At 63.5% G+C, this 14,722-nt stretch carries 15 protein-coding genes; 7 read left to right on the top strand and 8 right to left on the bottom strand.

What is annotated here, in order from left to right:
* Positions 1 to 4: 4 nt before the first annotated feature.
* The 4 genes from LB552_RS09540 to LB552_RS09525 all read right to left on the bottom strand — a co-directional run bounded on the left by LB552_RS09540 (position 5) and on the right by LB552_RS09525 (position 6,306).
* Positions 5 to 1,888, bottom strand: coding sequence for an ABC transporter ATP-binding protein (locus LB552_RS09540; RefSeq protein ID WP_224604412.1), 1,884 nt, complete (start codon positions 1,886 to 1,888; stop codon positions 5 to 7).
* Positions 1,885 to 3,777, bottom strand: coding sequence for an ABC transporter ATP-binding protein (locus tag LB552_RS09535; protein WP_224604409.1), 1,893 nt, complete (start codon positions 3,775 to 3,777; stop codon positions 1,885 to 1,887). The genes LB552_RS09540 and LB552_RS09535 overlap by 4 nt, the downstream gene beginning before the upstream one ends.
* 206 nt (positions 3,778 to 3,983) lie before the next feature.
* Positions 3,984 to 5,864 carry an ABC transporter ATP-binding protein gene (locus LB552_RS09530; RefSeq protein WP_224604408.1) on the bottom strand — a complete coding sequence of 627 codons (1,881 nt, stop codon included), beginning with the start codon at positions 5,862 to 5,864 and terminating at the stop codon, positions 3,984 to 3,986.
* A 25-nt stretch (positions 5,865 to 5,889) separates the two neighbouring features.
* Positions 5,890 to 6,306: a hypothetical protein gene (locus LB552_RS09525; RefSeq protein ID WP_224604406.1), complete on the bottom strand. Its 417-nt coding sequence runs from the start codon at positions 6,304 to 6,306 to the stop codon at positions 5,890 to 5,892.
* A 443-nt stretch (positions 6,307 to 6,749) separates the two neighbouring features.
* Between LB552_RS09525 and LB552_RS09520 the strand changes: the two genes are divergently transcribed.
* Together LB552_RS09520 and soxR are read left to right on the top strand one after the other, a co-directional pair.
* Positions 6,750 to 7,208, top strand: coding sequence for a tRNA (cytidine(34)-2'-O)-methyltransferase (locus LB552_RS09520; RefSeq protein ID WP_224524600.1), 459 nt, complete (start codon positions 6,750 to 6,752; stop codon positions 7,206 to 7,208).
* Positions 7,209 to 7,356: 148 nt separating this feature from the next.
* A complete protein-coding gene (gene soxR, locus LB552_RS09515) occupies positions 7,357 to 7,800 on the top strand; it encodes a redox-sensitive transcriptional activator SoxR (protein ID WP_140838707.1) in 444 nt (147 codons plus the stop codon).
* A gap of 150 nt (positions 7,801 to 7,950) precedes the next feature.
* Here soxR and LB552_RS09510 read toward each other — a convergent pair whose 3' ends face one another.
* The gene (locus LB552_RS09510; protein ID WP_095766723.1) at positions 7,951 to 8,208 is read right to left on the bottom strand and encodes a hypothetical protein; all 258 of its coding nucleotides are present in this window, start codon (positions 8,206 to 8,208) and stop codon (positions 7,951 to 7,953) included.
* A gap of 121 nt (positions 8,209 to 8,329) precedes the next feature.
* On the opposite strand from LB552_RS09510, the gene hemF reads away from it, so the two are divergent.
* The 5 genes from hemF to LB552_RS09485 all read left to right on the top strand — a co-directional run bounded on the left by hemF (position 8,330) and on the right by LB552_RS09485 (position 12,050).
* Complete coding sequence (gene hemF, locus LB552_RS09505) at positions 8,330 to 9,244, top strand: oxygen-dependent coproporphyrinogen oxidase (protein WP_224604405.1); 915 nt, start codon at positions 8,330 to 8,332, stop codon at positions 9,242 to 9,244.
* 258 nt (positions 9,245 to 9,502) lie between these two features.
* On the top strand, positions 9,503 to 9,763 hold the full coding sequence (locus LB552_RS09500) for a DUF1344 domain-containing protein (protein ID WP_224604402.1): 261 nt from the start codon (positions 9,503 to 9,505) through the stop codon (positions 9,761 to 9,763).
* Between the two features lie 169 nt (positions 9,764 to 9,932).
* A complete protein-coding gene (locus LB552_RS09495; protein WP_095766497.1) occupies positions 9,933 to 10,118 on the top strand; it encodes a DUF1059 domain-containing protein in 186 nt (61 codons plus the stop codon).
* Positions 10,119 to 10,321: 203 nt separating this feature from the next.
* Positions 10,322 to 10,984, top strand: coding sequence for a hypothetical protein (locus LB552_RS09490; protein ID WP_224604399.1), 663 nt, complete (start codon positions 10,322 to 10,324; stop codon positions 10,982 to 10,984).
* A gap of 85 nt (positions 10,985 to 11,069) precedes the next feature.
* Positions 11,070 to 12,050, top strand: a complete 981-nt coding sequence (locus LB552_RS09485; protein WP_095766496.1) for a S8 family serine peptidase — start codon at positions 11,070 to 11,072, stop codon at positions 12,048 to 12,050.
* A gap of 24 nt (positions 12,051 to 12,074) precedes the next feature.
* Here the strand turns inward: LB552_RS09485 and LB552_RS09480 are convergent, their stop codons facing one another.
* From LB552_RS09480 to LB552_RS09470, 3 genes are read right to left on the bottom strand one after another with little or no spacing between them, the layout of a single operon-like run.
* Positions 12,075 to 13,343 carry a CCA tRNA nucleotidyltransferase gene (locus tag LB552_RS09480; protein ID WP_140838712.1) on the bottom strand — a complete coding sequence of 423 codons (1,269 nt, stop codon included), beginning with the start codon at positions 13,341 to 13,343 and terminating at the stop codon, positions 12,075 to 12,077.
* Entirely contained in the window at positions 13,340 to 13,972 is a 633-nt protein-coding gene (locus LB552_RS09475) for a CoA pyrophosphatase (RefSeq protein WP_224604729.1), read from the bottom strand. Before LB552_RS09475 ends, LB552_RS09480 begins: the two co-directional genes overlap by 4 nt.
* A complete protein-coding gene (locus LB552_RS09470) occupies positions 13,972 to 14,646 on the bottom strand; it encodes a DUF1285 domain-containing protein (protein WP_411965805.1) in 675 nt (224 codons plus the stop codon). Before LB552_RS09470 ends, LB552_RS09475 begins: the two co-directional genes overlap by 1 nt.
* Positions 14,647 to 14,722: the final 76 nt, after the last annotated feature.

Raw genomic sequence — 14,722 nt, 5'->3', positions numbered from 1 at the left:
CGTTCTACTCCGCTGGCCGCGTCTCTTCCAGCGCGCTTTCCTCGTTGAACAGGAAGCCGCCGGACTGCCGCTTCCAGAGCCGCGCATAGAGCCCGTCGAGCGCCACCAGCTCGTCATGCGTGCCCTGTTCGACGATGCGGCCGCCGTCCAGCACCACGAGCCGGTCGAGCGCTGCGATGGTCGACAGCCGGTGCGCGATGGCGATCACCGTCTTGTTCTCCATCAGTCTGGTCAGGTTCTCCTGGATCGCCGCCTCGATGTCGGAATCGAGCGCCGAGGTCGCCTCGTCGAGGATCAGGATCGGCGCATCCTTGAGGAAGACGCGCGCGATGGCGACGCGCTGCCGCTGGCCGCCGGACAGCTTCACGCCGCGCTCGCCGACATAGGCCTCGTAGCCGGAGCGCTCGCGGTTGTCGCGCAGCCCTAGGATGAAGTCATGCGCCTCGGCTTTCCTGGCCGCGGCGATCACCTGCGCATCGGTCGCGTCCGGCATGCCGAGCTTGATGTTGTCGCGCAGCGAGCGGTGGAAAAGTGCGGTATCCTGGCTGACCACGCCGATATTGCTGCGCAGCGAGTTCTGCGTCACATGCGCGATGTCCTGGCCGTCGATCAGGATCTGGCCGCCCTCGAGGTCATAGAGGCGCAGGATCAGGTTGGCCAAAGTCGTCTTGCCGGCGCCCGACGGGCCGACCAGCCCGACCTTCTCGCCCGGATGCACGACGAGGTCGATGCCGTCGAGCACTCCGGCCCCCTTGCCATAATGGAAGGTGACGTTCCTGACGTCGATGCGGCCGCCGGCGACGACCAGTTCCTTGGCGTCCGGCGCGTCGGTCAGGCCAAGCGGCTGCGAGATCAGCGCCTTGGAATTCTCCAGCACGCCGAGATTCCTCAGGATGCCGTTGAGCTGCATCATCAGCCTTCCAAGCAGCATGTTGAGCCTGAGCACCAGCGACAGCGTGAAGGCGACGGCGCCGACCGTGATCGAGCCTTCGACCCACAGATAGATGGCGAAAGCGGCGATCGCCGTGATCATGATGCCGGAGAGCATGGTCAGCGCCATGCGCACGCCGGTCAGCCGGCGTGTGAACGGCCGCAGCGCGTCGAGATAGATGCCGAAGCCGCTGCGGATATAGCGATCGTCGCCGTCGGCCGAAAACAGCTTCAACGTCTGCACGTTCGAGTAGGAATCGACGATGCGGCCGGTGATCATCGAACCGGCCTCGGCGGTCGCCTCGGCATGCTTGCGGATAGCCGGCAGATAGAGTTTCGCCAGCCAGCCGAAGGCAGCGATCCAGATCACCACCAGCACCGCCAGCCGCAGATCGAGACCGGCGACCAGTGCGAGCGTCGTCACCGTATAGACGATCATGAACCAGACCACCTCGATGAAGCTCTCCATCAGGTCGCCGGTCGCCTGCCCCGCCTGCCAGACTTTTGTCGCGATGCGGCCGGCGAAATCGTTCTGGAAGAAGGCATAGGACTGGCGCGAGACGTGCCGGTGCGCCTGCCAGCGCACCAGATTGTAGAATCCGGGCGTGATCGTCTGCTCGTCGACCAGCGCCGACAGGCCGACCACCAGAGTGCGGATGAACAGAACCACGGCGCCCATGAACAGGAGCTCGGGACCGGCGGCCGCCCACAGCGCGTGCCAGCTGCGCTCACCGGGCAACTGGTCGAGGATATCGACCAGCCTCCCGACGAAATAGAACAAGCCTGCCTCGACCAGCGGCGCGATGCCGCCGATGATGAGCATGGCGAAGAAGGCGAGCTTGGCCTGCCCGACATAGTGCCACAGGAAGCCGCCGACGCTGGCGGGTGGCCGAAGATTCACGGGCTCGCGGAACGGATAGACCCAGCCCTCGAACCAGCGATAGACGCCTTTCATCATTCCGCGGCTTCACCTTTCGCCGCCAGATCGTCGGCGGCCTGCTTTTCCTCGAGCAGGAAACCGCCCGACTGGCGCCGCCAGAGCTGGGCATAGAGCCCGCCCTTGGCGATCAGCGCCTCATGCGAGCCGTCCTCGACGATGCGGCCCTTGTCCATGACGACGAGCCGGTCCATCGCCGCGATGGTGGACAGCCGGTGGGCTATGGCGATGACGGTCTTGCCCTGCATCAGCTTGTAGAGGTTCTCCTGGATGGCGGCCTCCACTTCCGAATCGAGCGCGGACGTAGCCTCGTCGAGGATCAGGATCGGTGCGTCCTTCAGCATAACGCGGGCAATTGCGATGCGTTGCCGCTGGCCGCCGGACAGCTTCACGCCGCGCTCGCCGACAAGCGCCTCATAGCCGCTCTGCCCATGCGGATCGGTCAGTGCCGCGATCACATCGTCGACCTGAGCGGCTTTGGCGGCGCTAAACATGGCCTCGTCGCTGGCCGACTGGCGTCCATATTTGAGGTTCTCGCGAACGGATCGATGCAAGAGCGACGTGTCCTGGTTGACGAAGCCGATCGCCGCGCGAACGCTCTCTTGCGAGACGTGGCGGATGTCCTGTCCGTCGATCAGCACCTTGCCGTCCTGGACGTCGAACAGCCGCAGCACGAGATTGACCAGCGTCGACTTGCCGGCCCCGGAGCGACCGATCAGGCCGACCCGCTCGCCCGGCGCGATCTTCAGCGACAGATTGTCGATGACGCCGCCTTTGCCGTCCTTGCGCCAGTAGTTGAAATTCACCCGGTCGAACTCGATGCCGCCGGCGGTCACGGCGAGGGCCGGTGCGTCAGGCTGGTCCTGCGTGGTGATGGGACGCGCGATCGTCGTCATCGAATTGCTGGCAACGCCGATCTGCCGGAAAACGTTGGCGCCGACATCGAGGATCCTGCCGGAGATATTGGCGATCTGCAGCGCGAACGGTATCGCGGTCGCCACGGCTGCCGTAGTCATGGTCCCCGCGTTCCAGCCGGCCAGCGCCAGCCAGCTTATGGCAATGAGCAGCGCCGCGTTGAGGACGAACAGGGCCGACCACATCAGCGTGAAAACGCGCATCAGCTGGTAAAACGTGTGGGCATGCTCGACCACCGCGTGCGAGACATATTTGTCTTCGTGCTCGCCGGTCGAGAACGTCTTGAGCGTCAGGATGTTGGTGTAGCTGTCGACCATGCGGCCGCTCACCTGCGACCACCGTTCCGACAGTTGGGACGAACGCTGCGTGATCCTGGGCATCGCGGACCAGAAGATGAGGCAGTAGAATACCAGCCACACCGCCACCACAGCCAGCAGCAGCGTATCGAGCCGCGCCAGCACGACGATGGCGACCGCGACGAAGACCAGCGCGTACCAGACCGCATCGACGGTGAGGTTGACGCTCATCTCCACCGAATCGCCGCTCTGCATGACCTTGGTTCCGATGCGGCCGGCGAAGTCGTTCTGGAAGAACGACCAGTCCTGGCGCACGACGTGCCAATGGCTCTGCCAGCGGATGAGGTCGATGAGGTTCGGCGCGATGGCGTGGTTGCGGATGAGACCATCGACAACCATCGACAGCGGACGCAGCAGCACGACGATCGCCATCATGACGAGCAATGGCATGTGCGCAGCAAAGAAATCGCCTGGCTTGGTGCTGGAGAGCAGGCCGACGATCAGGCCGACGAAAATCGGCAGCATCGCGTCCACTACCGCCGCGAGGGCAACGATGATCATGCGCAACCGATAGGCGGCGCGAAACTGTCTTATGAAATACCAGTAGAACCGCCAAAGGCCCATTGGCGGCTGCCTGTCGTCGGCCAGCGCCACCGGCGAATAACGGCTTTCGAACCAGGTGAAGATGCGGTCGAACATTTTTCTCTCATCGCGCCGGAAATCCGCCGGTAACCGATCTGGTCGCCAGCAGGCCTCTGGCGAGGTCGTGGTTACGCCCGGGATCGATTCCCCGCAATCGCCGTAACCTTGATGCCGGAGCGGCTCGACGGCTCACAGAACCGCCGGGCCGCTCCAAGTCTTTGTTTTGCGCAATTCCGGACGGAGTTGCTGCAATCGCGATCGCGTTACTCCGCAGCCATCTCGGATCGAAGCGACCTGGCATCGGGCTCAGCCGGCGCGTCATCGAGCAGGAAGCCGCCCGACTGGCGTTGCCAGAGCTGGGCGTAGAGCCCGCCCCTGGCGACGAGCTCCTCATGCGAGCCTTCCTCGATGATGCGCCCCTTGTCCATGACGACGAGCCGGTCCATCGCCGCGATCGTCGACAGGCGGTGCGCGATGGCGATGACGGTCTTGCCCTGCATCAGCTTGTAGAGGTTCTCCTGGATGGCTGCCTCGGCTTCCGAATCGAGCGCCGACGTCGCCTCGTCGAGGATGAGGATCGGCGCGTCCTTCAGCATGACGCGGGCAATCGCGATGCGCTGCCGCTGGCCGCCGGACAGTTTGACGCCGCGGTCGCCGACATGGGCATCGAATCCCTTGCGGCCGTTATGGTCCGAGAGCCCGCCGATGAAATCGAGCGCCTCCGCCCGGCGCGCCGCCTCGATGAGCATTTCGTCGGTCGCGTCCGGCCGGCCATAGAGGATGTTCTCCTTCACCGAGCGGTGCAGCAGCGAAGTGTCCTGCGTGACCATGCCGATCTGCGCGCGCAAAGAATCCTGCGTCACCGCCGCAATCTCCTGGCCGTCAACGAGGATCCTGCCGCTTTCCAGGTCGTAGAAGCGCAACAACAGATTGACCAGTGTCGATTTGCCGGCGCCGGAGCGACCGACAATACCGACCTTCTCGCCGGGTTTCACGGTGAGCGACAGGTTCTCGATGACGCCCTTCTGCTTGCCGTAATGGAAGCGGATGTCCTCGAAGCGGATCTCGCCCCGGGCGACGGTGATGTCATTGGCGCCCGGCCTGTCTTCGACCAGCCGCGGCAGCGAGATCGACTGGATGCCGTCCTGCACCGTGCCGATATTCTCGAACAGCACGGACATCTCCCACATGATCCATTGCGACATGCCCCACATGCGCAGCACAAGGCCGATGACCACGGCTACTGCGCCGATCGTCACCGCCTGGCCGAGCCACAGCCACAGCGAGATCGCCGTGACAGAGACCAGCAGCAGCGAGTTCAGGATGTAGAGCAGGCCGTAAAGCACCGTCACCAGCCGCATAGAACGGTAGACGGTGTCGAGGAAGCCTGCCATGCCTTCCCTGGCGAAGGTCGCCTCGCGGCGCGCGTGCGAAAACAGCTTCACCGTCTGGATGTTGGCGTAGCTGTCGACGACGCGGCCGGTCATGGTCGAGCGTGCGTCGGCTTGCTCCTCGCCGACTTTGCCCAGCCGCGGAATAAAATGCCACAGCAAGGCGACATAACCGATCAGCCACACACCCAAGGGTGCGGCCAGCCGCAAATCCGCCGAACCGACGATGAACAGCATGCCGAGGAAGTAGACGATCACGTAGTTGAGGACATCTATCAGCTTCATGACGAAGTCGCGCACGGCGAGTGCGGTCTGCATCAGTTTGGTGGCGATCCGGCCGGCGAACTCGTCCTGGTAGAAAGCCATCGACTGTTTCAGCAAATAGCGATGCACCTGCCAGCGGATGCGCATGGGATAATTGCCCATCAGCGTCTGCTGGTTGAGCAACGAACGCAGCCACACCGTACCGGGCAGCGCAAACAGCACGATGAAAGCCATGCCGGCGAGTTTCCAGCTCTCGGTCTGCAGGAACGTTTCCCGGTTCTGCGCGGACAGCCAGTCGACGATGCGGCCCATGAAACCGAACATCCACACTTCTGTGATGGCGATCGCCGCCACCAGCACCGCATCTACGGCGATGTAGGGCCAAACGCCGCGCGTATAATGAACGCAGAAGGCGATCAGCGTCTTCGGCGGCTCGACCGGCTCCGCGGCGGGAAACGGATCGAGCCTGTTTTCAAACCAGCGGAACATTCCAGGCACTCGACTATCTAGGCGCTCACGCGGCGCGGGATTGATGGGCAAGGCTTTGCGGCCGCGCGGCATTGCGGGCCGGCGATACGGAATCATCCGCATCGCCGGCCCTGTCCCGCGCAATATAGGGTTTCGCCGGCATTTCGCCGACAGGCTCGTTTGACGTCCCTGACGGCACCGAACTTCCCGACGAAAGGCTGGAGCCTGCCCGGCTCCTGTCGCCCGGCCGGATCAGGCGGATGATCCGGCGCACAAGCGTGGGCCGGCTGTGGTCGGGCACCGCGCGCGAGAAATCGACGTCCGGCAGCATGCCGCGATGCGGCCTGCGCCGTTCCTCGGCATGCACGGCCGACGAATAGGTCTCGCCGATCAGCAGCGCCCAGGTAGCCGCCTTGCGCTCGTGCAGGCTTCTTGAACCAGGTATTTTGTAGGGATCGAACATCGGCCCGTCCTCCATATGCAAATGCGTTAAAAACGGTGATGCGGCCTCGACCATCGGCATTCGGCCGAAGGCGCGGATCGAATCGGCCGGGAGACGACTAGCGTCGGTCCCGACACGCTCAGCTGGGGCACGGCGCCCCTTTGGCAGTTTGAAAAACATCGCAAGATTCCTTCGAAGGCCGAAAACTGGGTTCGGCGGGAATCGGTGCGATGAGGACTTAAAGTGTCAGAAGAATCGTCGTACCGAAACCGCCGGTGGGCATAGGGGTGCCCCGGAGAGGAGCTGGAAGTGCATGGTCATCATGTGGTCCCCCTCCTTCGGTTCGGGTTGACGATGGTCAGCATATACTCGACTTCGCAGAAAATGGCCACCCGCCAGTCCAGAAATCGCCGAAAGCCGGAGGCGCCTGTGGCCGATCTGCCACTTATTAGCAGGATACGGAAATGAACGATCGTCTCCGCATCGCGCTCTACCAGCCGGACATCGCCGGCAACACCGGGACAATCCTGCGCTTCGCCGCCTGCCTCGATATCGGCGTCGATATCATCGAGCCGGCTGGTTTCCCGCTCTCCGACCGGGCGCTGAAACGGGCCGGCATGGACTACCTCGAAATGGCGGCGCTGTCCCGCCATGCCGACTGGCACGCCTTCGAGGGGTGGCGAAAGACCAACGCGCGCCGCCTCGTGCTGCTCACCACCAAGACCACGGCCGCCTACACCGACTTTGCTTTCGCTGCCGGCGACATCCTTCTGTTCGGCCGCGAATCCGCCGGCGTGCCGGACCAGGTCCACCAGGCGGCGGATGCGCGACTGACCATCCCGATGCGGCCCGGAGCGCGCAGCATCAATGTCGCGCTGTCCGTCGCCATGGTCGCGGGCGAAGCGCTGCGCCAGCTCGGCTAGAACCTCGAGCCCTTCTTCATTGCTGCGCGCAGGGTCCACTCGCGGCGTCATTCTCACGCAGGCGCACATCGCCTTCTCCTGCAATTGTCCCATCGACGTTTCTTGGCTACAAGCTCAACTTAACTTGAGGTCAAGCGGAAAAATCGAGATGGCTCCAGTAAGGGAATTGACGGTCGGCCAGGTGGCCGTGCGCAGCGGCGTTGCGGTATCGGCGCTGCATTTCTACGAGGCGCGCGGCCTGATCCGCAGCCACCGCACCTCCGGCAACCAGCGGCGCTACAGCCGCGACGTGCTTCGGCGCGTGGCGATCATCCGCGTCGCCCAGGAGGTCGGCATCTCGCTTGCCGACATCGCCCGGGCGTTCCAGTCGCTGCCGGAAGAGCGCACACCGAACCGCGAGGACTGGAACCTGCTTTCGACAGCCTGGCGCGACGAGCTCGACCAGAAGATCGCCCAGCTCAAGAAATTGCGCGACGGCCTGACCGATTGCATCGGCTGCGGCTGCATGTCGATCGACAAATGCCCGCTGAGGAACAAGGAAGATCGGCTGGCCAAGGAGGGGACGGGGGCGAGACGGCTGGCGGTGCGCTGACAGTCTGCCGCCAAGGTGCATTGAGATTCAGGTCAGGCCGAGTCGAAAGTGGCTTCCGAGAACCGGAGCGGAGCGTACTTAAAGTACGTGAGCACCGGAAGCGCAGGAGCCGCCATTTGCAGGCTGGCCTCACCTGAATATCAATGCACCTTAATCGGCCGCCGGCAGCCGCCGCATGGTGAATTCGATCACGTCGCCCGGGCGCTCGAACCAGCTTTCGATCTCGGTCCAGTAGGCCTGTTTCGGAAAACGCTCGAACCACTCCTTGGCCTTGAGGCGCGCATCCGGGCGCGGCAGCACGAAGGTTTCGCGCAGGAAACCGTCGCGCGGCTGGTTTTCGCGCTCAGCCCGTGAGCGCTCCAGCCTCTTGCGTAAGCCATCCAGCGGCGGTCTTGCCGGGGTGCGCACGAAGGAACTCCTTTGCACCTTGGTCAGACAGGACTTGACCCTTCCTCTCAAGAGATTAGGGATCGCGCCCTGAAAAGACGAGTCATTTGTCAGGCAAGTGTGCCTGTAACCGGAGACCGAATTGGAAAGACCTGACCTTCCCGTGGGCCTGCCGGCCGACATCGAGCAGAAGAAGATGAAGGCACGTCTGTGGTTCGAGGCCTTGCGCGAGCGCATCTGCGCCACTTTCGAGCAGATCGAGCAGGAACTCACCGGCCCGCAAGCGTCATGGTCGCCCGGCCATTTCGAGAAGACCCCCTGGGAGCGCGACGAGGGCCGCGGCGGCGGCGGCACCATGTCGATGATGCGCGGCCGCGTCTTTGAGAAGGTCGGCGTCCACACCTCGACCGTCCATGGCGAATTCTCGCCCGAGTTCAGGAGGCAGATTCCCGGCGCCGAGGAAGACCCGCGCTTCTGGGCGAGCGGCATCTCGCTGATAGCACATCCCTGGAACCCCAACGTGCCGGCCGTGCATATGAATACCCGCATGGTCGTCACCACGCGCCAGTGGTTCGGTGGCGGCGCCGATCTGACGCCGGTGCTCGACCGCCGCCGCACCCAGGACGATCCCGACACGATCGCCTTCCATCGCGCCATGCAGTTCGCCTGCGAGAAGAACGCCGCCGTCGCCGACTATCCCAAATTCAAATCGTGGTGCGACGAGTATTTCTTCCTGCCGCACCGCAACGAGCCGCGCGGCATCGGCGGCATCTTCTTCGACTGGCTGCATTCTGACGAGGACAGGGGCGGCTGGGACGCCGATCTCAATTTCGTCCAGGATGTCGGACGTTCTTTTCTCGTCGTCTATGCCCATCTGGTGCGGGGCAATTTCAACCAGAACTGGACTGATGGCGAGCGCGAGGAACAGCTCATCCGGCGCGGCCGCTACGTCGAATTCAACTTGCTTCACGATCGCGGCACCATCTTCGGCCTGAAAACCGGCGGCAATGTCGCCTCGATCCTGTCCAGCCTGCCGCCCGAGGTAAAATGGCCGTAACGATCCGGTGAGCGCGGCGACGGCCGCATTGCTGTCCAATTCGCCGAATCTTGGCCGGCAATGTGGCAGGGACGATATCTTTTTCGTCTAATATCCCTTTGAAAAAATTGAGCTATTTAAGATCGCCGGGTCGGGAAGCGCCGGCGGTCGAAGCGGAGATCATCTCGTCTCCCTCCGGCCGTGAGCCGGCGCGACTTGACGACCCTGATCACGAGGTGCCTCGCCGAATCGGGCACCCGCATTCCAGGAGAGCACGCCATGCGCAAGCTTATCGTGACCGCAGCAACCGCCGCCCTTCTCGCCTCCGGCGGCGCCGCGCTCGCAGCGGTCAAGCACACCACCGGCACCGTCAAGAGCTTTGACGGAACGGCCATGAGTCTTGTTCTGGACGACGGATCCACTTTCAAGCTGTCCAAGGCCTTCAAGGATCCCGGCATCCAGGCCGGCGAGAAGGTTCGCGTCTCCTGGGACATCAGCGGCAAGAACAAGATTGCCGAGGCCGTCAAGATCATGAAGTGAAGGCCTGCCCGTCAAAGGCAGATCGAGTTCTCAGGCGGCAAGGAAGGCGGGGCAGCACTGCTCCGCCTTCCTTTTTTGGAGAGAAAAGCAGTCTGCCGCGGGCTGCGATGCAACCGAAACCGGTCGCATGTGTTATGGTTTTCCAGCAGAACGAGGAAAGGAAAGTCCGATGAAGGAATTCCAATGCGGGTCGCTTGTCCCCGGCTGTGACTGGCATACGCGCGCCGAGGAAGAAGCCGAGGTGATGCGCCGGGCCGTCGAGCACATGCGCGAGACGCATGGCGAGACCGTCATCCGCGAGACGATGATCGAGGCGATACGCTCCCGCATCCAGAAGGTTCGCGACGCGGCCTGAGGGACTCCTCACCTTCGAACAGATCGACCGGCAGCGAAATCAGGACGGCTCAGGGCCTGAGCATGTTCCATCGCGAGTTGCGAACCAATTTGCCTGAGTCGATCCCGGAAGGTCCGGACCGGCCCGGCATTTCAAACAGATACTTATATTCGAGTCGTCTCATTTAAGTTTGCGGTAACGGAATTCGTGCCACCGTCGGGCAAATGATCCGGCTGCAGGGCTGGCCGAGAAACTCGCCGCCACCCAAGGCGCTGACCGGATCGGTGGGGCGAGGTGTTTCGCGCATGCGCGAACGATCCGGCAAGAGGAGAACATCGTGCGAGGCGGCGCTGCTGCTGTGCGCATGTCTCGGCGCGTCTCCCGCGACCGCCCAGGAAATGATGACCACCTCGCTGATCGGCATGCATCAGGGGTCGCCGCTGAGCGACCGTGCCCGAGGCCTCGGCGGTGGCGGCTATGAGCTGCAGAATGGAAGCTGGGTCTCGTTCAACCAATGGTACCACACGAACTGGGTAGACATGCATGTCGACCTGCTCACCCAGGTTACCGAAAACACCGGCATCCTTTGGGGGTTCGGGACCGGCGAACAAGGCGACAAATACACCATCGGGCCCAGCCTGAAGCTCGGTTTCCTCACCCAGACGCATCCGAATCCGAACAGCACCCTGTCGCTGTCCGTAACGTCGATCATCGGCGGAAACCTCACCGAGAAACCTTGCCTGGCCGACTACGGGGATCTGGGCTCCTACAGTGTCAATTGCCGGCTCGCAGCCGGTGAGATGGCGCCGCAGGAAACCCTGAAATACCTGGTTAGCGCCAAGCCTGAGAGCATGCATCTGTGGCTGAATTATCGTCTCACTTTCTGATCGCCGGGAGCCGCGAATGAAAAGTCCATCTCGTCCCGAAACGCGCGATCGCCCGTCCTGGTTCTTGTTTGGCTGGAGTTGGAACATGTCTGCTGGTCACCTGAAATTCGGCCTCGTTGCCGCCCTTGCCATCCTTTCGGCGCCCATTGCCTCGGCGCAGGAGGGCCTCGGCGCGGACGAGACGGCGGCGCTCTGCCATGGCGGCGGCTCGATCTGCGTGAGTGCAAAGATACCGGTCGCGCGCACGACGCAAACGGTACAGAACTGGATGAGCCCCGACGTCGGCGCGGCATGGGCCGCCGGCTACAAGGGCAAGGGCGTCACCATCACCATGGTCGACGACTTCAGCAGCACCTCGCGCTTTTCCGGCAATTTCGGGATCGGCGTGCAGACCCAGCGACACGGCGAATGGACGCGCGAGGAAGCAAGCATGATTGCTCCCGCCGCGACCATCCGCTCCAAGGATTTCTCGACGGGCACGGCCGTTTCGCTGGCACGCGGCCTTAATGTGCTGAACCTGAGCTACGGCATGTACACAACCGCGGGCTACAGCGCGAACCAGATCTGGTGGGCTCCAGAGGAGTCCTCGATCATCTCCTACGCCACCAAAGGTTCGGCCATCGTCTCGAAGGCGGCCGGCAATGACGCGGTCGCTGTTGGCGGGGTCACTGGTGGCCAGCAGGACTATCTCGACCTTGCTTTGATCGGCAAACCGACCGCGATCTTCGTCGGCGCGCTGTCGACGAACGGAACCACAGCCAACAAGGCCCAGCTCGCCTGGTATTCCAATTATGCCGGCTCCGACCAGGCTGTGCAGAGCCACTTCCTGGTGGTCGGCGTCGAGGGTGACAAGACCGGGCTCTACGGAACGTCTTTTGCCGCGCCGATCATCTCCGGCTATGCTGCGATCATCGGCAGCAAGTTCACCAAGGCGACGCCCGTCCAGATCACCAACGACCTGCTCAATACGGCCCGCACCGACACGCTGGCCAATTACGACCCGTCCGTCTACGGCAAGGGCGAAGCAAGTCTCTCGCGCGCTCTCGCTCCTGTGGCCATACACTGACAGGCACCGGCCGTTCCGGCCCGTCTAGCTCTCCAGCGCCTGCGCGGCGCGTTCCACCAGCGCGCCGCGTTCCAGGGTGAAGCCGGACTCGACCCATTCCTTCTCGAGGTTCTTCAGCGTGGCGCCGAGCTTCGGTCCTGGCGACGCGCCAAGCGCGGTCAGGTCGGCGCCTTTTATCGGAAACACCGGCTTTTCCCATTTCAGCGTGAAATTGAGCAGGCGTGAAAAGCCGCCGGCTTCCATCATCGCCTGATTGTCCTCGACTGCGCGCGTCCGCGCGGCGGCAAGCGCCAGCCGAATGCGGTCGATATAGCCGTTGCGATCGCCGTAATAGAGTTTCTTGGCCAGCTCGGTCTCCGTCGCCTTGGCATCCGGCGCGATGGTCAGTGCCCAATGCCGCAGGCGGCCGGCCTCGTCGTTCGACAATCGCAGCCGCTCGCCAAGCGTCTTCATGCGCACGGCATCGGGCGGGACGATCGCCTCCAGCCTCAGCACAGGATCGGCGGCCCAGCCGAGATCTTTTCCAGTTTTGACCAGGCCATGGATGGCGTCGATGCCCCACTTCTCGCTTTCCGGCAGCACGGCGGTGAGCACGCCTGCCTGGCGCATCCATAAGAGCGCGCGCGAGGGATCGGGAGCCGACAGCAGCTTCTTCAGCTCGGACCAGACGCGTTCGGCCGAAAGCCGGGCAAGTCCGTCCTTCAGCCTGGCACAGGCCTTCAGCCCTTCCGCGTCCGGCCGTCCGTCGCCATACCAGGCAAAAAAACGGAAAAAGCGCAGGATGCGCAGATAATCCTCGCGGATGCGCGCCTCCGCGTCGCCGATGAAACGCAGCCGCCTCCCCTCTATATCGGCGACGCCGCCGACGAGATCGACGACCGTGCCGTCCGCTTCGGCGTAGAGCGCGTTGATGGTGAAGTCGCGCCGCTCGGCGTCCGCTTTCCAATCGCGCCCGAAGATCACCTTTGCCCGCCGGCCGTCGGTCTCGACATCGGCCCTGAGCGTCGTCACCTCATAAGGCTTGCCGCCGGCGATCACCGTGATCGTGCCATGCTCGATGCCTGTCGGCACCGTCTTGAAACCGGCCGCCTCCGCGCGCCGGACCGTTTCCTCGGGCACGGTGGTTGCGGCGATGTCGATGTCGGCGACCGGTTGGCCGATCAGCGCATTGCGCACCGCGCCGCCGGCGACACGCGCTTCCTCGCCGCCCTGCTTCAGCGCAGCAAGAAGCTTCTGCAGATGCTTGTCGGCCAGCCAATCGGCCTTGCCCGAGAGTGACGCCTCAGCGGTCAACCATAAAGCCTTTCATAGAGCGTGCGGATGATGCCGGCGGTGACGCCCCAGATACGCTGGCCGCCATAGGGCATCTCGTAGAAGAACCATTCGAGCTCGTTCCACATGCGGCTGTCGCGCGCGTGGTTGGCCGGATCCATCAGGAAACTCAGGGGCACCTCGAAAGCCGCATCGACCTCATCGGCATTGAGCGTCAACGAAAAACCCTGGCGCACGGTGCCAAGCACCGGCACGATGCGGTAGCCGCTGCCGGCGACGTAGTCGGGCATGCGGCCGATGATCTCGACGAAATCCCGTTCGAGACCGATCTCCTCGAAGGTCTCGCGCAAAGCGGTTGCCTCGGGGCTTGCATCGGTCGCATCGATGGTGCCGCCTGGAAAGGCCACCTGGCCGGAATGGTTGCGCAGTTTCTCGGCGCGCTTGGTGAGCAGCACCATGGCGCCCTCGGCGCGGTCGACCACGGGAATCAGCACCGCCGCGTCGCGCAGCGGCTTGATGTGTTTGAGCCTGGGATGGCCGGGATTGAAGCGATGATCGCCGAATTCATCGCCGGGGACGATCGCCGCTTGCGCCGCGACGCGCGCCCGAAAATCCGCGACCGAAAACGCCGCCGGCGTCACCTGGTCCATCATGCGCTCAGCCGTTTCAGTTTCTCGACCGGCATGATCGGATAGACCTCTCCGCCCGAGCGAATGGCGAACATCGCCTTGCCGCCGATGTCGATCTCCTCGCCATGCTCGACCAACTCATACATCACCGGACGCGCCACCAGCGCTTCCAGTCGTCCGCGCACCAGCACATAGGGTTTCAGTCCGCCGGTTTCGTCCTCGTCGACGAAGCGCAGCGCATGGCCGGGGCCGGCGGCGACGACATCGCCGACATTCGTGCGGAAGGTGACAACCTGGTCGTTCCCGCTCCCGGACACGTTCATTTCGACGGCGATGAAGGGCGCGTCGACGACGCGGATCCCAACCCGCTCGACCGGCGTCACCAGATAGGTCTTGCCGTCGTCATCCTTGCGCAACACGCTGGAAAAGAGCTGCACCAGCGGCATGCGGCCGATCGGCGTGCCGAGATAGAACCAGGTCCCGTCGGCCTTGATCTCCATGTCGAGGTCGCCGCAGAACTCCGGATTCCAGCGCTCGACCGGCGCCGGCCCCTTGCCGGCCCGGGCCGCGCGGGAGATCAGCGCCTCAAGGCCGCGCGCCTCTGTGGCGCCGATCAGGCTCTGTTTGCTCAAGCTGTGCTCGCCAGCGCTCTGTTCGTCGGGCGTTTGTTCACGATGTTCGCTGCGTTCGGCCATGGTCACGAAATAGTCACTGTTGTCCCGATTGTCAGCCTTGTCCGCCCGAGTCTGTGATTTAAGTTCAATTACAGGC

The sequence above is a fragment of the Mesorhizobium sp. CA7 genome (genome assembly GCF_020165015.1).
Classification (GTDB): Bacteria; Pseudomonadota; Alphaproteobacteria; order Rhizobiales; family Rhizobiaceae; genus Mesorhizobium.
This window is presented reverse-complemented; position numbering and strand designations above follow the sequence as displayed.